The following is a 26125-nucleotide window of genomic DNA, read 5'->3' as shown; positions in this document are numbered from 1 at the left end:
ACTTACAACTCAACTTGGAAAGTATGTTCTCTGGCAGGAAATGAACCATCTTGAACTGCAAGATGGAACGCTTTAAATGCATCTACAATTGCAGTTTCACCTGATTGTTCTTTCATAAAATTACGTACAAATTTCGCCACACGGCCAAAAGTCAAACCTAACATATCTTGAACAACTAAGACCTGTCCATCTGTCTCAAGACCTGCGCCAATCCCAATAACAGGTACATTTGGAAATAATTCAGAAATTTCACGACCCAATTGAGCCGGCACACATTCTAATAAAAGTAGTGCAGCACCAGCATTCACAACTGCCTGACAATCGGCAATTAATTGATCCGCAGCTTCACGTGTTTTCGCTTGTAGCTTATAGCCACCAAGGACATGAACTGATTGAGGTGTTAAACCCAAATGCACGCAGACAGGAATACCATTACGCGTCAGCACTTCAATCGTTTCACTCAACCAAGCTCCACCTTCAATTTTAACCATTTGTGCACCAGCCTGCATGACTGTTTTAGAACTAACCAGTGCATCGTTCAAGGTGGCGTAACTCATAAATGGCAAATCAGTCATTAAAAATGCATGTTGATTACCACGTCGTACAGCGGCCGTATGATACGCCATATCCTCGACAGTCACTGCTAAGGTTGAATCTCGTCCTTGAATTGCCATTCCCAACGAATCGCCAACTAAAATACTATCGACTTCAGCAATTTCCATGGCCTTTGCCATACTTGCATCATAACAAGTCAAACAAGAAAATTTACGTCCATCTGCTTTAAATTGTCTTAAATTATTCAAACTTATCATGAAGATAGCCTCGTGAAAATGTATACAACATGCGTAAAACCAATTAACAATTTGCCCAAGTATGATCGGCCAGCACCGTGAGCGTTTGATGCTGTAAAATTGATAAATCCTTTAACAATTGACCGTTGATTTGTATATTCTCATCTAAATCCAATAGCGGGAAGATCACAAAATCTCGTTCAAAAATACCAATATGCGGTACAGTTAAGCGTTCATTCTGAATTGACTCATTTCCATAAATCAATAAATCTAAATCAAGTGTTCTCTCGCCCCAACGTCTTAAACGAACTCGACCAGATTCATTTTCAATTCGCTGTAATTCATCCAATAAATCCAAAGCATTAAATGTCGTTTCTAAACATACAACCGCATTTAAATAATGCGGTTGATCTTGTGGTCCCATTGGAGGACTTTGATAGAGTTTAGAAACCTTAACTTTTCCTAACCGACAAAGTTGATTAATCGCTTCTACAAGAATTTGCTGAGAATCACCCAAATTACTGCCTAAACCAATGTACGTTTTTATATTCACTGCGTTGGTCCGAAAATAACCTGCGTTAAATCACGTTTGACCCGTTTACGTTTTAAAATTGGATGGTCAGCATGTATTTCACCTGATTGACTCGTTCCTTTTTCCAAAACCCGTTCATCTAAATGAGGTTTCACCTTACGAGTGCGACGACTTCTAGGTTCTGGCTCATTCACCAAAGGCTCAATCTCTGTTTGCTGATGAGGTGTTTTAACTTCAGAAACATCTACTGATTGTGTCTGACGACGTGACCGAGTTCTTTGACGATTATATTGACCAATGACACGCTCTTTTTCATCAACTGACATCAATTGATAAGCATCCCACCAAGCCCCCATTCCCATTGTTGTTTCATCACCAGACTTTTCACGTAATAATAAAAAGTCAAATCCTGCTCTAAAACGAGCATGACCTGAAAGTGCTTCAATTTGTTGAGGTTTTGGATTAAGTAAACGTGTTTGCATTTCCCAAACTTCACGAATAAAGGTTTCTGCAAATCGAGGAATAATGGTTCGCGTCGCTTGTCGTTTTAATACATCTAGACCTGCTTGTGCGCGCGCCTCAGCAGGGACGACACCTTTAGATAAATAAAAATTACAACGTTCTAAAAATATTTCCCACAACAGTACTGCATAAAAAAATGCGGGATTAATCGTTTTACCAATCGAGATTCTTTGATCTGTATTTTTAGCGACTCGCTCAATAAACAGCGTGATCTTTGGTTTCGCTTCAGCAAAAAGTTGCTTCCAAACATCAAACTGAATCAGCATCGGTAACACTCGATTCAGATGACCACTTGTAAATAATTTTTGTGATTCATCATATAATCTATGCGGAGATACATCACTTAATAAATGCGTTAATTCTGGAGTAAAAACTTTAAGAATATTTTTATCAATTGAAAAATTTAATTTAGCTGCGAACCTTAATGCTCTAAGCATACGTACAGGATCTTCCTCAAACCGAGTCTGAGGATCACCTAGTAAACGTAAAGTCTTTGACTGTACATCATCAACAGCATTGCAAAAATCTAAAATAATATCTTTACGTGGTTGATAGTACAGTGTATTAATCGAAAAATCTCGTCTGATGAAATCTTGTTCGATCGTTCCCCAATTATTATCTCGTAAAATCATACCTGCCGATGATGTTACTTCTTTTTTTGGAGGTGCACGAAATGTTGCAACTTCTATGAGTTCTCGCCCTGAATAAACATGTGCTAATTCAAAACGTCGACCAATAATTCGACAACGTCGACCAAATACCTCTTTGATTTGCAAGGGAGTCGCATTTGTTACTGCATCAAAATCTTTTGGATTTTGACCCAACATAAGATCACGTACACCACCACCAACGATATATGCTACGTAGCCTGCCTTGGTTAAGGCATCAATGACATCTAAGATAGATGCTGGTAATAGAGCCGTGGATAAACCACATTTTGACGCGCGCAAAGTTTGCAAAAGACGTTGTCTCCTACGTCTGAACGTAAAAAATATAAGATGGCGCTAATCATATCGCTTACACAATCAAAGGGCAATTTTAATCTCTTATTCTTAGATCTAAATCGTAAATAAAACTATCTAAATTATAAAGCCAATTTCATTTTATTCTTTTCAAATAAAGCAGGACCAATTCCTTTAACTTGTTGAATTTCTTCTATCGTTTTAAATTTTCCATTTTTATTTCGATACTCAATAATAGCTTCAGCTTTTCTAGCACCAACACCTGAAAGTTGTTGCAATTGATCAATAGACGCTGAGTTCAAATTAACTTTATCTCCAGAAATTTGCATTTCAGGTTTAGATAAATAATGATTACTGTCCTTGGTCTTTGAACCCACAGCTAATGTGCTGTCATGCGCATCTTGCTTAGCCTTCCATGTCGCATATTGCTGTTCATAAGGCTGAGCCAATGCGATTGAACTCATCATCAAGAATCCAATGATGCATAGTGATTTGAATTTATTCGTTTGTATGATTTCCATGTTGCTGAGCCTGTTGTCGTTCTTTTTGTTGTTTTAAATATTGCTTCGCTTGGTCCCACAATTGGTCCATTTCAACCAAAGACATCTGTTCAATATTCTTATTCTGAAGCCTTGCACAGTCTTCAATATATGCAAAACGTGTTCTAAATTTATAAATAGTTTTTAATAATGCCATTTCACTCGATACGCCTAGTTTACGCCCAACGTTAATTAAAGAAAATAGACAATCGCCAAATTCATCACATATTTCTTCATCATTGAGATTTTTAATCGCTGTTTGTAACTCTTCTAATTCCTCTTCTAGCTTTTCATAAGCACCTGTTACATCTGGAAAGTCAAAACCAATTTTTGCGGTATTTTCTTGAATTTCCTGAGCTTGGACAATAGCAGATCCATGTTTAACTTCATTCAAACGTTGATATGGCTGTCCTTGTTTTTCTTTTACTTTGATATCTTTCCATAATTTTTCAACATCTTCTTTACTCAAATGCATAAATTTTTCTTTTTCAAAAACATGAGGATGTCTTCTAATTAGTTTTTCGACAATCGCATCCACAACATCTTGAAAATTAAATGTATTTTGCTCACTATACATTTGTGACTGAAATACGACTTGTAAAAGTAAATCACCTAACTCCTCTTTCACATGCTGCGCATCACCTGATTGAATTGCGGCTTCTACTTCATATGCCTCTTCAATTGCATAACGCGTTAAAGTTTGAGGTGTTTGTGCTTGGTCCCAAGGACATTCTTTTCGCAATTTTTGAATTATGTGTAAAAGTTGATCCATGATTACTCTCTTTACCTACTTTTTAATAAAAACCCAAACTTTAAAACTGATTCAATTAAAGCAAATATATAAAAATATAGTTTCCGTATGATGTTTTATTATCAATCCAACGATCGTTGTCATTAAATCTAGATATCAACATTTTAATCTGTATTTATTTCAATATATTAATCAGCATTCTTTGCACTTCAATGTGAAAATATATTTTATTCATTACATATTAAAATAATATTATTCATTAAAATGATTAACAGACTAACATAATTTAATTAAAAAATGATATATCACACTAAAAACTAAAATTTTTCAGTCATATTCTATGATTTTTAACACAAAAATAGACCGCTCTTTGCCAGACAATTTTTATATTTTCTGCACTCATTTTACAAATATTCATTGAATTACAAATATTCAATTCAGATGATAAAAAAGCCCAAAAAATTGGGCTTTTTTATCAAATCAGTCTTATTTTCTAAACTTCTTTTCAGCCTTCTTAAAGTTTTGAACATAACGGCGACGACGCGCAGCCGTTCGTTCATCAATTTGAGATTTACGTCCCTCAAATGGGTTTTCTGATGTTCTAAACTCAATTCTGACTGGTGTTCCTTCAAGTTTATAAACCTTTCGGAAGACGTTTTCTAAATAACGACGATAATCTGCAGGAGTTTTATCTACCTTGTTACCATGAACAACGATTGTTGGTGGATTTTGTCCTCCCATATGCGCATAACGCATTTTGATCCGACGACCTTGAACCATTGGCGGTTGATGAGCTTCTGTTGCATCATTTAAAATTTGTGTAATTTTTGCTGGTGAGACTTTTAAATGTGAAGAATCATATGCACGGTGGATTGATGGATATAAATCACCAACACCAGTGCCATGTAATGCTGAAATTAAATGAATTTTCGCCCAAGGAATAAAATCAAAACGACGATCTACATCTAATTTACATTGTTTACGATCATATTCAGACATATTGTCCCATTTATTGATCGCAATCACCATCGCACGGCCTGCTTCTAATGCATAACCAATTAAGTGTAAGTCTTGCTCAACAATACCCTCACGTGCATCAACAACAATCACAACCACATGAGCATCTTTCATCGCTTGCAACGTTTTGACAATCGAGAATTTCTCGATCATTTCATCAACTTTACCTTTACGACGGACACCTGCCGTATCAATTAAAGTATATTGACGACCATCTCGCTCAAATGGAATGTAAATTGAATCTCGTGTTGTACCAGGTTCATCAAATGCAACAACACGTTCTTCTCCCAATAAGCGGTTAACAAGTGTTGACTTTCCGACGTTTGGACGACCAATAATCGCTAGACGTAATCCAGTATTTTTATCATGCTCTTCAGGGTTTTCATCTTCAGGCACATTTTCCAATACATCTTCAAGCATTTGCTGAACACCACGTCCGTGACTTGCAGCAACTTGCAGAGGCTCCCCCATACCAAGCTTATAAAATTCAACGAGCGCTGCCTCTGCATGCACACCATCTACTTTGTTTGCAACTAAATAAACTTTTTTACCTAAGGTACGTAACTCACGTGCAATTTGTTCATCAGATGCAAGCAATCCTGCACGAGCATCGACAACAAAAACAATAATATCAGCTTCATTAATAGCAGTTTGGGATTGCTCTGCCATATATGAATCAATACCCCCTTCAGATTCGCCAATACCCCCTGTATCAACAACAATGAAGGATTTATTTTGATATACAGCATCACCATATTTACGGTCACGTGTAAGACCAGCAAAATCGGCCACAAGAGCATCACGGCTCTTAGTAATCTGGTTAAACAGCGTTGATTTTCCGACGTTCGGACGACCAATGAGCGCAATTACGGGTTTCATAGATTAACCTTTATTCAAGATCAGCCAGTTGGTCTGGTCTGAACATCAGAAACAAATGGAAGAAATTGGATTTTTCAAAGACTTAAATAGAAACACGGGGTATTGAATCATCAATCCCCCGTGTTTCTGAATACGGATAGCTTAGTTTAACATAAGGCAAAGAAAAATTAACGATTCTGCCAAATGCTTACAGCACCCTTTTGTGTTGCAACATAAAGTTGGTTATCAATTACACGTAGCGAACGCACTTCACCACTGGTTTTAGAACGCCCGATCAACTGACCTGAACTTGGATCTACAATGTGTAAATAACCATCTAAATCACCTACAATTAAGTTCGTTCCCAACATGACTGGATTACTTAATTTACGGTTCAGCAGCTGATCATTTTCCCACAATTTATCACCTGTGGTAATTTCATATGCTGTTAACTTACCATCAGTAGATGCAACAAAAACACCATTACCAACGACTTCAGGACGTTTCGTGCTGCTTGAGTTCTCACTCCAAACAACTTGTTGATTCGCTAAATTCAGCGCAGTGACCTGCCCTTGATAACTTGTTGTAATCAAGAATTGCCCAACAACAACAGGATCACCATCAATATCATTTAATCGTTTAATATCTGAACGCCCATCACTCAATGCAACACGACGCTGCATCAGCGGATTACCTGTTAATGAGTCAATGATATAAATATAAGCATTCGGTGACGCAACAACGATAGCACGCTCATCAACAGCAACTGGTGATGCATTACCACGTAAACTAAACTGTACGTTAGGTAAATTATAAGCCCAAACTTGCTGTCCATCGCTGGTATTATGTGCAAAAACAGTTCCATCATTACTAACCGTAATCACACGGTTATTTATAATTAATGATGGAGAAATAATGGCACCAGAAAGTTGGGCAGTCCATTTTTGTTCGCCCGTTGCCTGATCTAGTGCAAATAATTGCCCTTTCGCATTTCCGACAATCACTAAATTATCTTTCGCTTCAACACCAGCACTTAAACCTAGCTTAGAAACATTTTTTTCCCAAAGGCGTTGTTTACCTTGATAAGCGGCAACCTTACCTTTTGGATCTACAACAAAAACCACACCATTGCTTGCATCTAATTGCAAACGAAGCGGATCTTTTGCTGAAGTAGAAGAAACACTTTGACTAAAAACAGGAGAAAGAGCCGTTGTTTCTACAATTTTAGGAAGTGGATTTGGCTTTACTTTTTCCACTTTAACTTTATTGCTCGAACAACCTACCAAAGCTAAGGTTAAAATCGTTAATGCAAATGGTATTTTAAATTTTCTATTCATTCTTTCTCATCCTTCTGAGTATTTAATACAGGACGTTCAATTTCTGGATCATCAACTAAAACACCTAAACTTTGTAGTTTAATTTGTAAAATTTGACGTTCTTGTTTATTTTCAATCAAGTTATCCCACGCACTTTGATATGATTTTTTTGCATTTTCACGATCATTTTTAGCAAAATAAACATCACCTTTAGCTTCTTCAGCAACGGCCTTGAAAGTTGGTTCATTAACCGCAGAGAGTGACTTTAAAGCTTCATCATATTTCTTTTGCGCCAATTGTGCATAACCTAAACGCAATTTTACAATTTGTACTAATCCTGCATCATCAACTTTTGAGTTTTCTACTTTTTTTAATGCTTTCTCTGCTGCGACATAATCATTTTTATCAAATGCAAGCTTTGCCAACAACAACTGTGTCTGAATAGCTTGAGCTGAATCAGGTGCATCTTTTACAATTTTATCCGCGGTTGCAATCAATTGGGTATACGCTTGATCATTACTTTGAGCAATGTTTGCTTCATCCATTAACTGCTGTACTTTAGCTGTATTGGTTTGTGCTTCAGCCAAGTTTTTATTCTGCCACCATTGCCAACCAAAAAAGGCAATTAACGCAATTAAAATCCCACTAAAAATGGCAGAGCCATATTTTTTAGTTAAAGATTTTAAACTATTAAGTTGGTCGTCTTCACTCAATGCGCTCATTTAATTACCCTTTTCCTTATACTTTGCGGCTTATTTTGAAGTAAGTTTATTAACAATAAAAGATATCACATCAGCAAAAGCAACTGAAGTTTGCGCTGCTGTTGTAAGTTCTTTAACAGAAAACTCTTCGGATTCTAATTCACGCTCGCCTAAAATTAAAGCCAAGAATGCGCCAGATTGATCCGCTTTTTTCATTTGGCTTTTCATTGAACCTTGTGAACCGACCTTTAATCGTAAACGACTATTCATTTGCTCAAGCTGATCACGCATTTGCTCAGCCAATACCAATGCCTTACTTTGCAAACTTGGTTCTGAAACGAGGAAAATATCGCAATCCCGCACAGGTGGATGCGCTTCAACTTGTTCTAAAAGTAATAGTAAACGTTCCATTCCCATTGCAAAACCAACAGCAGGCACAGTTTGGTCTGCTTTACCTTTAAGTTGTCCGACTAAACCATCGTAACGACCACCAGCACAGACTGTACCTTGTGAACCTAAATGCGTTGTTGTCCACTCAAAAACTGTTTTATTGTAATAATCTAGACCGCGCACTAACTTTTGATTGATAACAAAAGAAATTCCCGCATCATTGAGATATTGCTTTAACTGCTCAAAATGTTGCATTGTTTCTTCTTTCATAAAGTCATGCAATTTTGGAGCATTTTCAAGAATTTGCTGTGTACGCGTATCTTTTGAATCTAAAATACGAAGTGGATTCGTGGTTAAACGACGTTTCGAATCTTCATCTAGCTCATCTTTGTGCGCTGTTAAAAAGTCGACTAATGCAGCACGATATTCAGCGCGCTCATCAGACTCACCCAAAGTATTTAGCTCGAGCTGTACTTTGTCCAAAACCCCCATACGCTTCCAAAGACGCGCAGTCATCAGAATTAATTCGGCATCTTGATCTGGCGTTGCAACACCAAATGTTTCGACACCAAATTGATGAAACTGACGATAACGCCCTTTCTGTGGCTTTTCATAACGAAACATTGGTCCAACATACCAAACTTTCGGCGTTGCCCCACGAAGCAAGTTATGCTCTAGCATTGCTCGCACACAGCCCGCTGTTCCTTCTGGACGTAATGTCAAAGATTCAGGCGGATTTCCTTTATCCAAGAACGTATACATTTCTTTTTCAACAATATCTGTCGCATCACCAATTGAACGTTTGAACAAATTGGTTTGTTCAACGATTGGTAAACGGATTTGTTGATAGCCATATGCATCCATCAAATCTGATAGATGCTGCTCAAGTCGTCTCCACGCTGGTGTTTGCGTTGGAAGAATGTCATTAAAACCTTTGATTGCAACAATTGAACTCATGATGAACTACGAATGATCTCTTTAGATTTAGCTTCTTCAAGCTCTTTAACACGTTGACGAACCATAGTTTCGATTTCATCAACCAACTGATTAGTATCAACTAAATGGCTTTTCTCGCCATTACGGTACACAAGTGATCGAGGACTTGCCCCAACAACACCAATATCTGACTCTTTGGCTTCACCTGGTCCATTTACTTTACATCCAATGACTGATACATCCATTGGTGTACGAATATCTTCTAAACGCTCTTCAAGCGACTGCATCACTTTAATTACGTTAAACTCTTGGCGTGAGCAACTCGGACACGCAATAAAATTAATTCCATTAGATCGAAGTCCCAGTGACTTCAAAATATCGAAACCAATCTTAATTTCATCTTCTGGTTCAGCAGCAAGAGAGATACGCATAGTATCACCAATGCCTTCCATTAATAACCCACCTAAAGCAATTGCTGATTTGACTGTACCTGTGCGATAAATACCAGCCTCAGTAACCCCTAAATGTAATGGATTATCAATTTGTTTCGACAATAAGCGATAGGCATCCATTGTTAAGAAAACGTTAGATGCTTTAACCGAAATTTTATATTCATGAAAATTTAAACGATCTAGAATATCAATATGTCGTAATGCCGATTCAAGTAGTGCTTCACCAGTCGGTTCACCATATTTCTTTTGCAAATCTTTTTCAAGCGAACCCGCATTTACCCCAATACGCATTGAAATATCATTATGTTTTGCTGCCGCAACAACTTCACGAATTTTTGCTTCAGAACCAATATTTCCTGGATTAATTCTCAAACAATCCACACCAAGATCAGCAACACGCAATGCAATTTTATAGTCAAAATGAATATCTGCAACAAGCGGAATTTGAACGCGTTTACGAATTTCGCCAAATGCTTCTGCTGCTTCCATGCTTGGCACAGATACACGCATAATATCCGCACCAACATCTACACAGCGTTGAATTTGGGCAACTGTTGCATCCACATCACAAGTTTCAGTATTCGTCATACTTTGAATACTAATGGGTGCATCACCACCCACATAAACAGAACCCACACGAATTTTACGAGTTGGACGACGTTTAATTGGATTTTCAATCATTATTTCGCTCTACTATTCAACAATTAACGTGATAAGCGGAATTCTGCTTTTCCATTTACGGTATATGGTGACAATGAAATTTTTTCATTATTCAAACTTAATGTCACAGCAGTTGCATCATCTAAACGAATTTGGAATGGTGTTTCACCACTTAAATTCACCGTTGAAGACTGGCGACCTGTTGCCAATACTTTACCTGTCGAATCGATAATATTGATTGATGTTGGTCTGCTAAACTCAAGCTTCAGTTGATCGCCAGATACAGCACCATCTGAATCCATTGCAATCACTTGAACATCATTTGCTCCAACTGATGTTTCAGCAATATTTCCGTCCTTACCTGTCCAGTTTTGAACCACCGAAAATAAAGCTGCCAAAATAGCAATGACAACCACAATAAGACCAATACGCTTTAACCATTTCCGATTACGATCATGATTAGAGCCAGGCAGTTTACCCATAATTCGAATCGGTGAGTTATTTAATTCATGATTCGGTAATAGCTCAGCATCATTTTTGCGTACTTCATCAAAACGCTGAATAATTTCAGTTGCATCAACATTCAAATATTTAGCATATATCCGATAATAACCTTTGATAAAAGTTGCTTCAGGCAAAGAGGCATAGTCATCCTGCTCAAGCGCGATTAAAGTTTTGGTCGGAATTTTAATTTCATTTGCCACATCATCAAGTTCAATATTTTTTTCCAATCGAACCTGACGTAAGTACTCACCTGAACGTTGAACATTTCCTAATGCGTTTGTTTCGGTAGTTACACCTGTTGATTGCTTTGAATTAGGATTTATTTCCATACGACCTCAGTACTGTACTGTAATTGCAAATAACGTTGATATTCTGGACTATCAGGGTATAAAGCTCGTAATTGATTTACAAGCGTCTGCATTTCCAATGGATTGCTCTTTGCACGCGCAAGCCGAATACCAACCCACAACGCACGTGCATTTAAACTCTTTTCCCCAACTAAATTTACCGCTTGTTGATAAAATTTCATAGCAGAGGGAAGATCTTGACGAAAATAATTAATTTCCGCTAATTCTATCATTGAAACATAAGAATCACGATGCACATGTAATGCTTGATTAAATGATTTTTCAGCATTTACTATATCATTCAATTTCACATAAATTACGCCTCTATTTTCATAGGCAGTATAACGCTGATCGTAACCTAATGTTGAGCCTGCAATTTCAAATTGTGGCAACGCATCATTATATCGTCCCAACTGGTATAAATACGTACCATAGTTGTTACGAACTTGCGCATTTTTTGGCTCAATCGCAATTGCAGTTTTAAAATAACGTTCAGCTTTTTCTATATTTACGGGACTTCCTTCTCGTTGTAGAAGTACACCCATCATCATATTTGCATTCGCATCTCGTGAATTTTGCTCTAATGCAGTATCAAGTTCTCTTTTAGCCGCATTATAATCATTTTGTTTGATATATTCTGCGGCCATTTGAGTGCGTACTTGTACGGCTTTTTTAGGATCAGTTCTTAAGCTTGTTGTCGTTTGACATCCCACTATTAAAAAAATAGCAGAACATACTGTTAAAGCGAATATTTTTTTAAAATTATGCCGACTCAATGAACTTCCCCTTATTATTCATTATTCCCGTGAGCGTATTATTTCGCCTTGTGCAGCAATTTTCTTTTTCCATTGTTCTGCACGACGTGTTTTATCTGCAACTTGCCCCACCAATTGACCACATGCCGCATCAATATCATCCCCCCGTGTTTGACGAATTGTGCACACAAAACCTGCATCAGATAGCATCTTTTGAAAAGCAATAATACGATTTCGACTCGAGCGCCCATAAGGTGCATGTGGAAATGGGTTAAATGGTATTAAATTAATTTTACTTGGTAAATTTTTCAATAGCTTAATCATTTGTTTTGCATGTTCTAGGCTATCATTTACACCATCCAACATAACATATTCAATCGTCACATGTTTACGTGAACTTTCATTCCCATCTTTTTTAATATAACGCTGACATGATGCAATCAGTTGTTCTAATGGATATTTTTTATTAATTGGTACCAATTCATTACGTAATTCATCATTAGGTGCATGTAAAGAAATTGCAAGCGCAACATCAATATCTTCTGCTAATTGATCAATTTTAGGGACAACACCCGATGTAGATAAAGTCACGCGACGCTTAGACATGCCATATGCAAAATCATCTAACATAATGCGCATCGAATTTAAAACAGCATCATAATTTAATAATGGTTCGCCCATTCCCATCATCACGACATTGGTCACCGAACGCTCACGCTCTGCAACTGGCACATCTTCCATATAAGATAGATTTGCCATCCAAAGCTGTCCAATAATCTCAGCTTGACTCAAGTCACGCTGAAATCCTTGCTTTCCTGTCGAGCAAAATGAGCAATCTAAAGCACAACCAACTTGGGAGGAAATACATAATGTTTTACGCGAACCTGTTTTATCTTCCGCAGGGATAAGGACTGTTTCAACCAAAGAACCTGCACCATCACCCACACGAAATACCCACTTACGTGTTCCATCTTTAGAATAATTACGATGAACAACTTCTGGTGCAGTTATTTCTGCCACTTTTTCTAATTTTTCACGTAACTTTCCTGAGATATTTGTCATTTCAGCAAAATCAGTAACAAAAAATTGATGAATCCACTTCATCACCTGTCCTGCACGAAATTTTTTCTCTCCGATGTCTTCGAAGAACTTTTCCATTTGAGGACGAGACATACCCAGTAAATTCACCTTCTTCACAGTATTTTGCTGTGCAGGAGCGGACGGAGATTGTTGCTGTTCAACCGAAATTTCAGGTACAGCGACCACTTCAGTACTCATGTGTATTTACCTAAATCATATCTATGGGTGAGAGGGAGTAGCTCAATAAATAAGCGAAATTTTATTTCAGGAATAAAAAAACCAGATAAGTATAATATCACTTATCTGGTTTGAATACTTCGAATTAACGAGTACGTGGGCAAACTTCAGTTTGAGCAAAGAAGTAGTTAACTTCACGCTCTGCAGATGCAACTGAGTCAGAACCATGTGCAGCATTTTCGTCGATGCTTACAGCGAAATCAGCACGAATAGTACCAGGAGCAGCTTCTTTAGGATTTGTTGCACCTAAAATTTCACGGTGAGCAAGAACTGCATTTTCACCTTCAAGAACAGAAACAACAACTGGGCCTGAAGTCATGAACGCAACTAAGTCAGCAAAGAAACCACGTTCTTTGTGCTCAGCATAGAAACCTTCTGCTTCAGCTTGAGAAAGTTGCTTCATTTTAGTTGCTACGATTTTAAGCTCAGCTTTTTCAAAACGAGCAAAGATATCACCAATGTGATTTTTAGCAACTGCGTCTGGTTTTACGATAGATAATGTGCGTTCGATAGCCATGATTGGCTCCTTCAGTCAATGTTAGACAGGAAAATTTGGCGCATTATACCGAAAAATGTGCCAAATACTGCTTTTTGAATGTAAAAAAAATGATTTTTCGATGCTAAAATTAGCTTGCTTCATCAATCCAAGCCATTTGAATTGCTTCTAGAAGCCCTTCTGTAGATTTTGTCGGATCATCACTAAAGTCTGGAAGTGCACAAATCCAAGCATGTAAATCTGTAAAGCGAATCCACTGAGGATCTACATCAGGATGTGCTTCATAAAGTTCAATGGCAATATCAATTGTATCTGTCCAACGTAAACCCATCAGTATTCCTTTAACATCGATAAAATATTCTTTATTTTAACAAACTTCCCCATGGCTGTATCAATATAAAATTCATGATCGTCTTGAAGATTTTAATGATGTAAAATTTAAAGCTTAATCTGTAATAATGGCGCAAATAAAATAATTCCACATGCCATTGTTGCACCAATGAGTGCACCAACAATAACATCACTTGGATAATGTAGTCCTAGAATCATCCGAGAAAGTGCAACCAAAATCGTAAATGGCAGCATTAAAATCAATAGTATGGGTTGAATAAAACCCAACACCATCGTCACCATTACTGCATGTAACGTATGTCCTGAAGGAAAACTAAAATGATCTAGAGGATGTTCTCCCAAACGAATCACTTGATGTACTTGATATGGTCTAGGTCTCGTTGTTTTTACTTTTAAAATTTTATAAATCGCTGTACCCATTGAACAACTTAACAACAAATAAATGATCTGCAAACTAAACATCACACCATTCATCACCCATACAATAAACAGCATGACATACCAAAATACACCATTACCCAAACGGCTAATCACTTTAAAAAAATTGGCAATTTGCTGTTGATGTGACCATTGATTTAAATATAAACAGCCTTTTAAATCTAAATTAAGCATTTTAATTTTATATATCTTAGATAAATCTTTTAAATTCCCCATTCTATTTCCCCTCTTTCAACTCAGATGCCTTCACAAGCAACTAACACTATGCTGTCATCACATTCTCTTTAGTGGCATCATAAAGTGCATCTTCAAATTGCTGAACAGGACGTTGCCAACTGACAGTTTGTACTTTGGTACGCGCCTGCTGCCCCATTTCATTTAACACTGACTTTTCGGGTAATTGATATATTTGCAACATAAACTTATCAACACTCCCTAGTGGTATTAACCACCCCATTGTTCCATGTGAAACATGCAAATTCGCGCATGCATAATCATATGCGACTATCGGCAGCCCACTCGCCATTGCTTCAAGTACGACATTTCCAAATGTCTCAACTTGACTCGGGAAGATAAAAACATCCGCACTCGCATACGCACTCGCCAAATCTTTCCCCGTTAAAACCCCAGTAAAAATAATTTGATTTTTCTCATCCATTTTCACCAAATGTTCGCGTTCTGGTCCATCACCAACAATAACCAATTTTACCTGCTGACCTGAGTTCAACATGGCTTGATAACTTTTGATCAATACTGAAATTTCTTTCTCAGGAGACAATCTCCCCACATACAAAAGCACTGTGGTTACATCATTCACCCCCCATTTTCGTCTGAGTTGAATCGAACGATGTTGAGGATGAAATACATTCACATCAACCCCACCCTCAACAACTCTCAATGGACAGGTCACACCAAACTGCCGTAAGGCATTTTCTGTATCTTTACTGGGTACACAAGTAATTTGAGTACTATTATGAAACCACCTTAAATATTTTTGAATCGGTTTGACCAACATCGCAAGATCAAAAAAACGACTTAAATCTTGAAATGGCGAATGGAAGCCACTCGAAATAGGTATTTTTTTCGACTTTGCAACCTGTAAAGCGACTAAACCCAATGGGCCTTCTGTAACAATATGAACCACTTGTGGTGAAAACTCTTCAATTGCTGAAGCCACTTTAAAATATTGTGGCCATCCAAATTGCAACTGTTGATATTTTGGAATTTTATGTGGTCTGACCAAACATTCTTTATTCGGTTTAAATGCTTCATAAGTGACTTTTTGTATTGGTCTAATTAATAAAATTTTATGACCTAATTGTTGCAATCCTTTACACAAATGAGCCAATGAAAATGCAACACCATTGACTTCAGGAGGCCAAGTTTCTGTAATAATTGCTATCCTCAGTCTAGGTCTTACCAATGCTTCTAGAAGTTGAGTATGATCTTCAAGTAAATCATTTCTGAAATTTGCTTGCTTAAAATAGAACTTAAATCCCTCCCGTATTTCTTGTTGCTTTAAAAAGCTTGCAGCATAGGACTGTGTCATTGCTTATCTACTTATTTATTTTTATCTATAGCGTAAGATTTTGATATGACGCTTTCATGAAACTTTTTTTATGCTTATGTAAACCATGTAACAATTCATTAAACATATTTCAAGAATATTAACGGTATTTTAAAAGTAATAAAACACCCATTCATTCAAAATACATTCAACTCCCTCACCTTAATCAAGTTATTTTCAAAGATCGCTACTCGCATAAAATCGTACACATAAAAAATTTATACGAGATAGCTCAGTATTTTTCAATCTCAATAGCATTTAATTTTTTATTTTATAAAACTGCCCGTCTTTTATTTCAAATTTATGCCCATTACCAAAATCAACCTGTTTTTTTTCAATATCAATCACTGGTGAACCTCCTAGTACTTCTAATTGAGGTGATCTTTGGAATTTTTTAGTTTCAGGATTATACATCCAATAAATTGAATGTTCGCCATCGCCCAATGCAGATGATGTATCTTTTAAAATCAAGTCAAAATAACCATCAAAATTTAAATCTATATATTGGATTCCCGTTGCATAAGCACTAAAACCTGTCAACTGCTGATAAATTTGTTTGGTTTTTCTATCAATGACTTCAACTTTTTGAATAATTTTCTCGCCTGTTTCTTTATTTTCAGTACCATAAAATTTAAATAAAAATGTAGGTCTATTTTTTATATTAATCAAGGGTAAAAAAACCAGCTCTTGCTTAAAGCCTTCTAATCGATCATTTAATATTGAACGATAAATACCTGTTTCAACATCTAAACTCCCATCTAAATTAATATTATTTTTTACTATTCCATTATTTTCAGAACTCACAAATTGAATGTTATTCCCTTTTTGCACCCCCTCTAAATATGTCATTTTATTTTGAGAAATATCATATAAAGTTGCATTAGGTTTCCAATAGCCTGAACCCATTTGCAACAAATAAGCGCCACTTGGTGTTTTTAAAGCACGGCTGACCTGTACGTCTACATTATTAATCACCATAAGTGATTTTATAGATTCATTATTCAGGTTATCCGCATAACTTAAATTTAAGGAAAAGTAACCTATACTCATCAATGCTAATTTTTTATAAAAATTCATCTTCATTTTCTAAATGTTAAACATGGTGCAAAATTAACACAATAAAAAGCCCACGACAAAGCATGGGCCTTTTATTAGAGAAACTTAAATCTTAGTTTTTCTCTTTATCAACAATTTTGTTTGCTTGAATCCAAGGCATCATCGCACGTAATTTATTACCTGTTACTTCAATACCATGTGCAGCATTTTGACGACGGCGAGCAGTCATAGAAGGATAGTTTAATGCACCTTCTTGAATGAACATTTTTGCATATTCACCCGATTGAATACGCTTAAGTGCATTGCGCATTGCTTCACGTGACTGTTCATTAATTACTTCAACGCCAGTTACGTATTCGCCATATTCAGCATTGTTAGATACTGAATAGTTCATGTCTGCAATACCACCTTCGAACATTAAATCAACAATAAGTTTAAGTTCATGTAAGCATTCGAAGTATGCCATTTCTGGAGAATAACCAGCTTCAACCAAAGTTTCGAAGCCCATTTTAACCAATTCAACTGCACCACCACAAAGAACTGCTTGTTCACCGAATAAATCAGTTTCAGTTTCTTCACGGAAAGAAGTTTCAATAATACCTGTACGGCCACCACCTACACCTGAAGCATATGAAAGTGCAACATTACGTGCATTACCAGAAGCATCTTGGTGAATCGCAATAAGATCTGGAACACCTGAACCACGTTGGAATTCAGAACGTACTGTGTGACCTGGTGCTTTAGGTGCAACCATAATCACATCTAAATCTTTACGTGGAACAACTTGGTTATAAAGAACAGAGAAACCATGCGCAAATGCTAAAGTTGCACCTTCTTTAATATTTGGTTCAATTACGTCACGATAAAGCTGAGATTGGAACTCATCTGGAGTTAAAATCATGACAACATCAGCTTGAGCAACAGCAGCAGGAACTTCTGATACTTTAAGACCAGCATTTTCTGCTTTTTTCCAAGATGTAGAACCAGCACGTAAACCTACAGTTACGTCAACGCCAGAATCTTTAAGGTTAAGTGCATGTGCATGACCTTGTGAACCATAGCCAATAATTGCTACTTTTTTACCTTGGATGATAGATATGTCTGTGTCTTTATCATAAAAAATTTGCATTGTTGTCTCCGCTAAAATGCTTATTACCTTTTAGTCCCATGATCAATATTAATGTCATTTGACTAAACCCTCTCCTTATCATTAGGAGAGGAAATATATTAAAAATTAAACTGTTAAAACTTTTTCACCACGTGCAATGCCAGATACACCCGAACGTACAACTTCTAAAATTGTATTTTCAGCTAAAGCATCAATGAAGGCATCTAGCTTTTCTGTAGTACCTGCCAATTGAATGGTATATGTCGTTGGCGTTACATCTACAATCTGACCACGGAAAATATCCGCAGTACGTTTGATTTCATCTCGTGCAGAACCTGATGCTTTTACTTTAATCAGCATCAACTCACGTTCAATATGTGCGCCTTCAGATAAATCTACAACTTTAACAACTTCAACCAATTTATTTAGTTGTTTGGTGATTTGCTCAATTTTATGATCATCACCATAGGTTGTTAATGTCAGACGAGATAACGTTGGATCTTCTGTTGGTGCAACATTTAAACTCTCAATGTTATAACCACGTTGAGAAAATAATCCAACCAATCGAGAAAGTGCGCCAGATTCATTTTCTACAAGAACAGAAATAATATGTCTCATGACGTACGCTCCCCTTTGCCTAACCACATATCTTGCATTGAGTGACCTGCAATTTGCATTGGATATACATGCTCAGAACGGTCAACCATGACGTTAATAAATACACATTTATCATTAATCGCCATAGCTTCTGCAAGTTTAGACTCAAGCTCATCCGCATGATCAATTTGAATGCCGACATGCCCATAAGCTTCCATGAGCTTGGCAAAATCTGGTAAAGACTCTATATAAGAACTCGAATGACGGCCTTCATAATTCATGTCTTGCCATTGTTTTACCATACCTAATGCACGGTTATTTAAACAAAGAATTTTAACATTTAGACCATATTGTTTACAGGTTGATAGCTCTTGAATACACATCTGAATAGATGCTTCACCCGTAATACAAACTACTTGTTGATCTGGAAATGCTAATTTTGCAGCCATTGCATATGGTAACCCTACTCCCATTGTGCCTAAGCCACCAGAGTTAATCCATTGACGTGGACGTATGTAAGTATAGTAAAGTGCGCCAAACATTTGATGCTGACCAACATCAGAAGTAATAATTGCCTCACTATTGGTAATTCTGTCTAGCGCTTCAACCACTTGCTGTGGTTTCATACCACCATCAACAGCAGGTTCATATTTTAAGCCGTGAACTTTACGCCAGTCATCAATTTGACTCCACCATGTTGCAATTGCTTCTGGGTTTGGCTTTGAAACATTCATTTGCTTCAACTGTACTAACATCTCTGCAAGCACTGGCTCAACCGCACCAACAATTGGAATATGCGCCATAATGGTTTTTGAAATCGTCGCAGGATCGATATCAATATGAATGACTTTCGCATTTGGACAGAACTTAGCTGGATTATTCGTCACACGGTCATCGAAACGAGCACCCACACATAAAATCACATCTGCATTATGCATTGTCATGTTGGCTTCATAAGTACCATGCATACCCAACATTCCAATGAACTGAGGATCTTTTCCAGAGAATGCGCCTAAGCCCATTAAAGTACTGGTTACAGGGAACCCTAGAATATGTGCAAGCTCAGTTAATTGTGCTGAAGCATTCCCTTGAACCACACCACCACCAGAGTAAATTACTGGACGTTTTGCATGTAAAAGCTCATCAATCGCTTTACGAATTTGACCTGAGTGACCACGATGCGGTGGTTGATAAGAACGCATCTTCACTTTTTCTGGGTATTCGTATGCAAATTTATCTACAGGGTTTGTGACATCTTTTGGAATATCAATTACCACTGGACCAGGACGACCACTGGAAGCAATATAAAATGCTTTTTTGATAATTGCTGGAATTTCACTTGCATGACGCACTTGGAAACTATGTTTCACGATTGGTCGAGAAATACCCACCATGTCTGTTTCTTGGAATGCATCTTCACCAATGAGATGTGAAGCAACCTGTCCCGATAAAATAACCATCGGGATAGAATCCATATATGCCGTCGCAATAGGAGTAACAGTATTTGTAGCACCTGGACCAGATGTGACGAGAACCACACCTGTTTTACCTGTCACGCGTGAGTATGCATCTGCCATATGACCAGCAGCTTGCTCATGTCGCACGAGGTAATGATTAATTTTGTCTTGTCGAAAGAACGCGTCGTAAATATGTAGTACAGCGCCGCCTGGATATCCAAAAACATGTTCAACGCCTTCGTCCGCTAATGCGCGAACGAGCATGTCACCACCAGATAAAAGTTCCAACGTGATTCACCCTAATTTTATCACTGCACATACATAAAATGCACTTGCGCAGTATTTTCATTAATTCATTGTATGCATGTTATAGCACACATATTTCCTAGTTTTCATCGCAAGAGGAAAAATTTACAATCTGATTACTGATTAAGTAATATGAGATTTCGAACACATTGGGATAAACATATTCATAAGCTTTATACAACTTCTCGGCTAGAGAAATTGCCCATTGCATGACATGACACTTTATCGAAGGGTGATCGATGAAAGGCATATAAAACTAAAGAAAGCATTTTTGTTGTTTCGACAATTAATGTCAAGTTTAAAAAACTGCTTTTTAACTTTTATTTTTGATTCGTAACTTATTTTTTAAAATTTCATTTTTTTCTTTAATAAAAAATTACTAAAAAAATATCATAAGCAATTAATTATTAATAACATACTAAAATTAAATGATAAAAATTATATTCTCAAATCATAAAAAAATAGAATGATTTTTTTAAAATTAAAATACAGTTTTTTATGAAAAGCTGAATTTTATTTCTCTTTTAAATGAAAAGTAAACCGTAATATGTGATCTCCCCCCAAAACCAAGAATCATATTTATGCTAAAGTCATGGTAAATCTAAAATAAAAATAGGTGTAAATTACACAAAATCACCACTTAAATTATGCATTACTTTTAATAAAATTTTAGACAATATTAAACTTTAATTTTTTATTTATTTGCCCAAAATTCAACCCAATATATATTTTAAAACTTATTATTTTCTAAATTCTTTTATCAATAAATCATTTAAATAAAAAATACAAACAACATAATTATTTCAATAAAGATTACGCCCTAATGAATAGATTCGCTGCTGAACAGAAAACCAAGTTAAAGTACTAAAAAATGATGCCCTCAACTTAATTTTTTTAATTTACTATTTTTCCTTCATAAAGATATCTTCAAAATTCACATTTAAGTTCATTTTGCGCTATGCTGTACAACGAACTTTTTTTTAACCATTTAATTCTTAATTTACGTTTATGACTACTCACATTGATCCTGAATATCAAGCTAGTGCGATTGAACCAACAGTCCAACAAGACTGGGAAACTCGCAAAGCCTTTAAAGTTGCCGATACTGTAGAAGGTCCACGTCGTTACATCCTCTCGATGTTCCCTTACCCAAGCGGTAAACTGCATATGGGTCATGTGCGTAACTATACCATTGGGGATGTGATTAGTCGCTTCCATCGTCTCAAAGGTGAAACCGTTTTACAGCCTATGGGTTGGGATGCTTTTGGTTTGCCTGCAGAAAATGCAGCGATTGATCATAAAGTTGCGCCTGCTGAATGGACTTTTAAAAATATTGCTTATATGCGTGACCAATTCAAAAAGCTTGGGCTTTCTGTGGACTGGGATCGTGAGTTTGCAACGTGTACACCTGAATATTATCGTTGGGAACAATGGCTCTTTGTTCAGCTTTATAAAAAAGGATTGATCTACCGTAAACTTTCAACCGTGAACTGGGATCCTGTAGACCAAACCGTACTTGCCAATGAACAAGTTGAAAATGGTCGTGGTTGGCGCTCTGGTGCATTGGTAGAAAAACGTGATATTCCCATGTATTACTTCCGCATTACAGACTATGCGCAAGAATTACTTGATGACTTAGAAACATTAAAAGATGGTTGGCCGCAACAAGTGTTAACCATGCAACGCAATTGGATTGGTCGTTCTCAGGGAATGGATATTCATTTCCCATCAGCACACCCAGATATCTACGCAGATGATTTAACTGTATTTACAACCCGTGCCGACACTTTACTTGGTGTAACGTATGTCGCTGTTGCTGCAGAACATCCTTTAGCGCTTAAAGCTGCTGAAAATAACGCTGAATTAAAAGCGTTTATTGAAGAATGTCGCATGGGCTCTGTAGCAGAAGCAGATCTTGCAACTGCAGAAAAAAAAGGCATGGCAACCGGACTTTCTGTTAAGCACCCGCTTACTGGTGAAGAAGTTCCTGTTTGGATTGCAAACTACGTTCTAATGTCATATGGCTCAGGTGCCGTGATGGCAGTTCCTGCACATGATGAACGTGATTTTGAATTTGCGAATAAATATAACTTAGAAATTAAACAAGTTATTAATGCTCAAACCACTGAAGATGCTGCTTTTTCTACTGTAACATGGCAAGAGTGGTATGGTTCTAAAGATGGTAAATTAGTTAATTCTGATGAGTTTAATGGTTTAGATTTCCAAGCCGCATTCGATGCAATCTTAGCGAAACTAGAACCACAAAAGCTTGCTAGCCTAAAAGTTCAATTCCGTTTACGTGACTGGGGTGTTTCTCGTCAACGTTATTGGGGTTGCCCAATTCCAATGGTGAACTGTACAACCTGTGGTCAAGTTCCAGTACCTGAAGACCAACTTCCTGTGGTGCTTCCAACCAATGTTGTTCCAGATGGATCGGGTAATCCTTTAAATAAGATGCCTGAATTTTATGAAACCAAATGTCCATCTTGTGGTGGTGATGCCCGCCGTGAAACAGATACTTTAGATACTTTCGTAGAATCTTCTTGGTATTATGCACGTTATGCTTCACCAGAATACACTGGTGGTATTGTTGATCCTGCTGCAGGTCAAACATGGTTACCAGTCAATCAGTATATTGGCGGTGTAGAGCATGCGATTTTGCACTTATTATATGCTCGCTTCTTCCATAAACTAATGCGTGATGAAGGTGTCGTTCAAGGCAATGAACCATTCACCAACTTGTTAACTCAAGGTATGGTGCTTGCTGATACGTATTACCGCGAGTCTGAATCTGGTAAGAAAACGTGGTTTAACCCTGCTGATATTGATCTTGAACGCGATGAAAAAGGTCGCATTATTTCTGCAAAATATCGTGGTGATGGTCAAGAAGTGACTGTCGGTGGTCAAGAGAAAATGTCGAAATCTAAAAATAACGGTATCGACCCTCAAGCCATTGTTGACCAATACGGTGCAGATACAGCACGTGTATTTATGATGTTTGCTGCACCACCCGATCAATCTTTAGAATGGTCTGATGCTGGGGTTGAAGGTTCAAATCGCTTCTTAAAACGGGTTTGGCGTTTAACCGCAGCTTTCCTTGAAAAAGGCAATCAGGCTACCGAGATTAACAAAGCGACGCTTTCAACTGCAGCACAAGATTTACGTCGAAAAACACACGAAACCATTCAAAAAGTTGGCGATGATATTGAACGTCGACACGCATTTAATACAGCCATTGCTGCATTGATGGAATTGTTGAATGCTAACAATAAGTTTGAAGCAAAAGATGATAACGATGTTGCCGTTGCACGTGAATCTATCATTACTTTGCTTGTATTACTTTCACCTTTTGCGCCACATTTAAGTCAAAAATTATTGGCTGAATTTGGTATTGAACTTACACAGACTTTATTCCCAACGCTAGATGAGTCTGCATTAACACGCAATACACAAACTATTGTGGTTCAAGTGAATGGTAAACTTCGTGGTAAATTAGAAGTTTCTGTTGATGCTTCTAAAGATGAAATTTTAGCGCAAGCAAAAGCATTAGCTGAAGTTCAACAGTTCTTAACTGGTCCAACGAAAAAAGAAATTGTAGTCCCAAATAAACTGGTGAATTTAGTCGTTTAAGCATTTTTTTGACTGCATACCCAACATTAGGTCACAGTCTTTAAAAATTCCCAATCAAAGCCCGTTGCCAGCCAGCGGGCTTTGACTTTACAATTGACATTATTATTTAAAATAAACTCATGACATACTTTGAGACTATTCTTTAGAGGACACAGCATGCATTTAGTTCAACGTGTTGCCGCAGTTGTATTAACTTTAGGGCTAAGTGCTAGCTTAATAGGTTGTGGTTTTCATTTGAAAGGTAAAGGCGTTGACGCAATTCCTGTACAATATTCAAGAATGTCTATTACTGTTCCAGATAACGCTGAAAATCTTGAAGAAAAATTAGCACTTTATTTAAGCTCTGCGGGTGTTCAACTAAGTAACTCAAAAGATGCGTATAACCTTAGAGTTATTGAATATACGCCACACTTACTACAATTAGCAGGCACATTACGTCAAAATATTTTACGGGTTACTGTTACGTTTAGAATTGAAGATGCTGCGGGTAAACCATTGACCGATGATCGTACCATTATGGCGACGCGTAGTTATCAATATGATGCAGCGACAGTAAACACAGATAAACTTGAAGAAAAAAATTTAAGACAACTACTGATTGATGATATTGCACAACAAATTTCCAGACAAATTTCATCAAATCGGTTAGAAACGATTGCGCCATCAACAACACAATAACAGCGGTTAACCATATATGAAACTTGACTATTTACAAGCACTTAAGCGCGTCAACGAAGCTCGTGGTGCTTGGGTATTACATGGTCAAGAACCGTTGCTTGAACAAAACTTACTCGATACTTTTAGAGCAAGTTGGGTAACGAATGACATTGAACGTCAGCGTTATGAAGTTAATAGTGTAAGTGATTGGAAAACAGTTTTTAACGCATTAAATAGTTTGTCTTTATTTTCAAATCAATTGGCAATTGAAGCACATGGTAATATTAAACCCGATGCGAATGGTCTAAAAGAACTTAAAAGCTACTTACAGCATAATGAACTTAACTTGCTCTTAATTGTGATGCCCAAGCAAGATAGCAGCAGTTTAAAATCAAACTTTTTTCAAACCATAGATGCCAATGGCGTCAATGTTGCCTTGACAGCAAATTATCCTAAAGACCGTCAACAAATTTTAGCAGTAGAGGCGGAAAAGCTTGGTATAAAATTAGCGAAGGATGCATGGCAATGGTTAGAACAGCATCATGAACATAATTTACTTGCGGCTAAAAATAGCTTAATGCGTGTAAGTGACACCTTCCCCGATGTCGAAATAATTCAAATCGAGCAATTATATTCTTGCTTGCAAGACCAATCTAGATATACCACTTATGATTTAAATGATGCTGTTTTACAGGGGAATCTTGCACAAGCAATTAAAATTTATCAATATTTAGTTGCTTCTGGCGAACCTCTGACCTTACTACTGTGGAGCATTAGCAAAGAAATGCGCTTACTGATGCAGTTATTTGAACAGCCCCAAAATGCCTTACAAATTGGTATTTGGAAAACTAAAATAAATCTTTATCAACAAGCCTTGAGACGCTTAAATCCAAATAGTTTTTTAGACTGGCCCACCTTACTTGTACGTATTGATGCTTCAATTAAAGGTTTAGGTCATGAAAATCCTGAACATCTTCTTCAACAAGCGATTGCAAATTTATGTGGAACCCCCTTATTTAATTTAAGTCATGAGCATTGAACCCACTAAAATAAATGTTAATCATTCTTATTTATATCAAAAATATTCACAAAAAATCCGCAATTCGAACTTA

Annotated in this window: 24 protein-coding genes; 3 read left to right on the top strand and 21 right to left on the bottom strand. The window is 37.0% G+C overall.

Annotation, left to right across the window (positions count from 1 at the left end; all coding sequences use genetic code 11):
- Positions 1–2: 2 nt before the first annotated feature.
- From panB to B9T31_RS06295, 21 genes are all read right to left on the bottom strand, one after another.
- Positions 3–812, bottom strand: coding sequence for a 3-methyl-2-oxobutanoate hydroxymethyltransferase (gene panB, locus B9T31_RS06395; protein WP_086181137.1), 810 nt, complete (start codon positions 810–812; stop codon positions 3–5).
- 43 nt (positions 813–855) lie between these two features.
- Positions 856–1344 (bottom strand): 2-amino-4-hydroxy-6-hydroxymethyldihydropteridine diphosphokinase, encoded by a 489-nt coding sequence (gene folK / locus B9T31_RS06390; protein WP_086181136.1) that lies wholly within the window; start codon positions 1342–1344, stop codon positions 856–858.
- Positions 1341–2804 carry a polynucleotide adenylyltransferase PcnB gene (gene pcnB, locus B9T31_RS06385; RefSeq protein WP_086181135.1) on the bottom strand — a complete coding sequence of 488 codons (1464 nt, stop codon included), beginning with the start codon at positions 2802–2804 and terminating at the stop codon, positions 1341–1343. The genes folK and pcnB overlap by 4 nt, the downstream gene beginning before the upstream one ends.
- A 125-nt stretch (positions 2805–2929) precedes the next feature.
- Positions 2930–3328 carry a ComEA family DNA-binding protein gene (locus B9T31_RS06380; protein ID WP_086181134.1) on the bottom strand — a complete coding sequence of 133 codons (399 nt, stop codon included), beginning with the start codon at positions 3326–3328 and terminating at the stop codon, positions 2930–2932.
- A complete protein-coding gene (gene mazG, locus B9T31_RS06375) occupies positions 3306–4118 on the bottom strand; it encodes a nucleoside triphosphate pyrophosphohydrolase (protein WP_086181133.1) in 813 nt (270 codons plus the stop codon). Before mazG ends, B9T31_RS06380 begins: the two co-directional genes overlap by 23 nt.
- A gap of 465 nt (positions 4119–4583) precedes the next feature.
- Complete coding sequence (der, locus tag B9T31_RS06370) at positions 4584–5993, bottom strand: ribosome biogenesis GTPase Der (protein WP_086181132.1); 1410 nt, start codon at positions 5991–5993, stop codon at positions 4584–4586.
- 167 nt (positions 5994–6160) lie between these two features.
- A complete protein-coding gene (gene bamB / locus B9T31_RS06365; RefSeq protein ID WP_086181131.1) occupies positions 6161–7309 on the bottom strand; it encodes an outer membrane protein assembly factor BamB in 1149 nt (382 codons plus the stop codon).
- The gene (locus tag B9T31_RS06360) at positions 7306–8010 is read right to left on the bottom strand and encodes a YfgM family protein (protein ID WP_086181130.1); all 705 of its coding nucleotides are present in this window, start codon (positions 8008–8010) and stop codon (positions 7306–7308) included. The genes bamB and B9T31_RS06360 overlap by 4 nt, the downstream gene beginning before the upstream one ends.
- 30 nt (positions 8011–8040) lie before the next feature.
- Positions 8041–9336 carry a histidine--tRNA ligase gene (hisS, locus tag B9T31_RS06355; protein WP_086181129.1) on the bottom strand — a complete coding sequence of 432 codons (1296 nt, stop codon included), beginning with the start codon at positions 9334–9336 and terminating at the stop codon, positions 8041–8043.
- Entirely contained in the window at positions 9333–10448 is a 1116-nt protein-coding gene (gene ispG, locus B9T31_RS06350; RefSeq protein WP_086181128.1) for a flavodoxin-dependent (E)-4-hydroxy-3-methylbut-2-enyl-diphosphate synthase, read from the bottom strand. Before ispG ends, hisS begins: the two co-directional genes overlap by 4 nt.
- 23 nt (positions 10449–10471) lie before the next feature.
- Positions 10472–11260, bottom strand: a complete 789-nt coding sequence (locus B9T31_RS06345) for a helix-turn-helix domain-containing protein (protein ID WP_086181127.1) — start codon at positions 11258–11260, stop codon at positions 10472–10474.
- Positions 11251–12054, bottom strand: a complete 804-nt coding sequence (gene pilW, locus B9T31_RS06340; RefSeq protein WP_086181126.1) for a type IV pilus biogenesis/stability protein PilW — start codon at positions 12052–12054, stop codon at positions 11251–11253. The genes B9T31_RS06345 and pilW overlap by 10 nt, the downstream gene beginning before the upstream one ends.
- A gap of 21 nt (positions 12055–12075) precedes the next feature.
- Positions 12076–13311: a 23S rRNA (adenine(2503)-C(2))-methyltransferase RlmN gene (gene rlmN / locus B9T31_RS06335; protein WP_086181125.1), complete on the bottom strand. Its 1236-nt coding sequence runs from the start codon at positions 13309–13311 to the stop codon at positions 12076–12078.
- A gap of 124 nt (positions 13312–13435) precedes the next feature.
- Complete coding sequence (ndk, locus tag B9T31_RS06330) at positions 13436–13867, bottom strand: nucleoside-diphosphate kinase (RefSeq protein ID WP_086181124.1); 432 nt, start codon at positions 13865–13867, stop codon at positions 13436–13438.
- A 109-nt stretch (positions 13868–13976) separates the two neighbouring features.
- Entirely contained in the window at positions 13977–14177 is a 201-nt protein-coding gene (gene iscX / locus B9T31_RS06325; RefSeq protein WP_086181123.1) for a Fe-S cluster assembly protein IscX, read from the bottom strand.
- Positions 14178–14284: 107 nt separating this feature from the next.
- Positions 14285–14851 (bottom strand): phosphatase PAP2 family protein, encoded by a 567-nt coding sequence (locus B9T31_RS06320; RefSeq protein ID WP_086181122.1) that lies wholly within the window; start codon positions 14849–14851, stop codon positions 14285–14287.
- A gap of 46 nt (positions 14852–14897) precedes the next feature.
- Positions 14898–16184, bottom strand: a complete 1287-nt coding sequence (locus B9T31_RS06315) for a glycosyltransferase family 4 protein (RefSeq protein WP_086181121.1) — start codon at positions 16182–16184, stop codon at positions 14898–14900.
- Positions 16185–16460: 276 nt separating this feature from the next.
- Positions 16461–17279: an XAC2610-related protein gene (locus B9T31_RS06310; RefSeq protein WP_086181120.1), complete on the bottom strand. Its 819-nt coding sequence runs from the start codon at positions 17277–17279 to the stop codon at positions 16461–16463.
- 91 nt (positions 17280–17370) lie between these two features.
- Positions 17371–18387: a ketol-acid reductoisomerase gene (ilvC, locus tag B9T31_RS06305; RefSeq protein ID WP_086181119.1), complete on the bottom strand. Its 1017-nt coding sequence runs from the start codon at positions 18385–18387 to the stop codon at positions 17371–17373.
- Between the two features lie 105 nt (positions 18388–18492).
- A complete protein-coding gene (gene ilvN / locus B9T31_RS06300) occupies positions 18493–18984 on the bottom strand; it encodes an acetolactate synthase small subunit (protein WP_086181118.1) in 492 nt (163 codons plus the stop codon).
- Positions 18981–20708, bottom strand: a complete 1728-nt coding sequence (locus B9T31_RS06295) for an acetolactate synthase 3 large subunit (protein ID WP_086181117.1) — start codon at positions 20706–20708, stop codon at positions 18981–18983. Before B9T31_RS06295 ends, ilvN begins: the two co-directional genes overlap by 4 nt.
- Positions 20709–21734: 1026 nt before the next feature.
- Between B9T31_RS06295 and leuS the strand changes: the two genes are divergently transcribed.
- The 3 genes from leuS to holA all read left to right on the top strand — a co-directional run bounded on the left by leuS (position 21735) and on the right by holA (position 26052).
- Positions 21735–24356, top strand: a complete 2622-nt coding sequence (leuS, locus tag B9T31_RS06290) for a leucine--tRNA ligase (protein WP_086181116.1) — start codon at positions 21735–21737, stop codon at positions 24354–24356.
- A 156-nt stretch (positions 24357–24512) separates the two neighbouring features.
- On the top strand, positions 24513–25034 hold the full coding sequence (lptE, locus tag B9T31_RS06285; RefSeq protein WP_086181115.1) for an LPS assembly lipoprotein LptE: 522 nt from the start codon (positions 24513–24515) through the stop codon (positions 25032–25034).
- Between the two features lie 16 nt (positions 25035–25050).
- Entirely contained in the window at positions 25051–26052 is a 1002-nt protein-coding gene (holA, locus tag B9T31_RS06280) for a DNA polymerase III subunit delta (protein WP_086181114.1), read from the top strand.
- Positions 26053–26125 lie beyond the last annotated feature (73 nt).

Origin of the sequence: Acinetobacter sp. ANC 4558, assembly GCF_002135375.1 — a bacterium.
Classification (GTDB): Bacteria; Pseudomonadota; Gammaproteobacteria; order Pseudomonadales; family Moraxellaceae; genus Acinetobacter.
Note: the sequence above shows the minus strand (reverse complement) of the source record. Positions and strands in the feature narration are given on the sequence as shown.

Coding starts and splice junctions, on each gene's coding strand:
- panB (WP_086181137.1), bottom strand. CDS start 812: ATGATAAGTTTGAATAATTTAAGACAATTTAAAGCAGATGGACGTAAA.
- B9T31_RS06380 (WP_086181134.1), bottom strand. CDS start 3,328: ATGGAAATCATACAAACGAATAAATTCAAATCACTATGCATCATTGGA.
- mazG (WP_086181133.1), bottom strand. CDS start 4,118: ATGGATCAACTTTTACACATAATTCAAAAATTGCGAAAAGAATGTCCT.
- der (WP_086181132.1), bottom strand. CDS start 5,993: ATGAAACCCGTAATTGCGCTCATTGGTCGTCCGAACGTCGGAAAATCA.
- bamB (WP_086181131.1), bottom strand. CDS start 7,309: ATGAATAGAAAATTTAAAATACCATTTGCATTAACGATTTTAACCTTA.
- B9T31_RS06360 (WP_086181130.1), bottom strand. CDS start 8,010: ATGAGCGCATTGAGTGAAGACGACCAACTTAATAGTTTAAAATCTTTA.
- hisS (WP_086181129.1), bottom strand. CDS start 9,336: ATGAGTTCAATTGTTGCAATCAAAGGTTTTAATGACATTCTTCCAACG.
- ispG (WP_086181128.1), bottom strand. CDS start 10,448: ATGATTGAAAATCCAATTAAACGTCGTCCAACTCGTAAAATTCGTGTG.
- B9T31_RS06345 (WP_086181127.1), bottom strand. CDS start 11,260: ATGGAAATAAATCCTAATTCAAAGCAATCAACAGGTGTAACTACCGAA.
- rlmN (WP_086181125.1), bottom strand. CDS start 13,311: ATGAGTACTGAAGTGGTCGCTGTACCTGAAATTTCGGTTGAACAGCAA.
- ndk (WP_086181124.1), bottom strand. CDS start 13,867: ATGGCTATCGAACGCACATTATCTATCGTAAAACCAGACGCAGTTGCT.
- iscX (WP_086181123.1), bottom strand. CDS start 14,177: ATGGGTTTACGTTGGACAGATACAATTGATATTGCCATTGAACTTTAT.
- B9T31_RS06320 (WP_086181122.1), bottom strand. CDS start 14,851: ATGGGGAATTTAAAAGATTTATCTAAGATATATAAAATTAAAATGCTT.
- B9T31_RS06315 (WP_086181121.1), bottom strand. CDS start 16,184: ATGACACAGTCCTATGCTGCAAGCTTTTTAAAGCAACAAGAAATACGG.
- B9T31_RS06310 (WP_086181120.1), bottom strand. CDS start 17,279: ATGAATTTTTATAAAAAATTAGCATTGATGAGTATAGGTTACTTTTCC.
- ilvC (WP_086181119.1), bottom strand. CDS start 18,387: ATGCAAATTTTTTATGATAAAGACACAGACATATCTATCATCCAAGGT.
- ilvN (WP_086181118.1), bottom strand. CDS start 18,984: ATGAGACATATTATTTCTGTTCTTGTAGAAAATGAATCTGGCGCACTT.
- leuS (WP_086181116.1), top strand. CDS start 21,735: ATGACTACTCACATTGATCCTGAATATCAAGCTAGTGCGATTGAACCA.
- lptE (WP_086181115.1), top strand. CDS start 24,513: ATGCATTTAGTTCAACGTGTTGCCGCAGTTGTATTAACTTTAGGGCTA.
- holA (WP_086181114.1), top strand. CDS start 25,051: ATGAAACTTGACTATTTACAAGCACTTAAGCGCGTCAACGAAGCTCGT.